1 pseudogene is annotated in these 390 nt (G+C 34.4%); it reads right to left on the reverse strand.

The features are described 5' to 3' along the window. Positions 1-304 (reverse strand): annotated as a pseudogene (locus tag J1C54_RS16460) (NADP-dependent glyceraldehyde-3-phosphate dehydrogenase); the annotation flags it as partial. Between the last annotated feature and the right edge of the window lie 86 nt (positions 305-390).

Consider the following 390-nt stretch of genomic DNA (forward strand, 5'->3'; position numbering starts at 1 on the left):
CACGTTTGGTTTTCATTTGTTCAACAAATTTTTCCATACATGAAATTCTATCAGCAACCTTCATAGTTGGCCATAATCCTTGTCCTTTACCATAGGCCTTAACCGCAGAGTCAAGTGCTTCAAGTGCCTCGGGCTCACCTAGTGTTGGGATTGTGCCTAATAAAGTTGGTTGATAATCTTTGGTTGACGAAATGGTAGAGTAGACCTCTGAAGTATCTCCTTTCCAAGTTTTTAATTCGCCGTTTACTAAGTAAGTATTTTGATTTAAAGTCTCTTTAATTTGATACTTTTCTGGTATAGTCATTTTATTTTTCTTTAAACTAAGAATTGAAATAAGTCAGGTTTGTCATTTAGGTAGTCTCCATAAAAATTATGAAGCTTCATTTTTGT

Origin of the sequence: Alcanivorax sp. 1008 (assembly GCF_020667895.1) — a bacterium.
In the GTDB taxonomy this organism is placed as follows: domain Bacteria; phylum Pseudomonadota; class Gammaproteobacteria; order Pseudomonadales; family Alcanivoracaceae; genus PGZG01.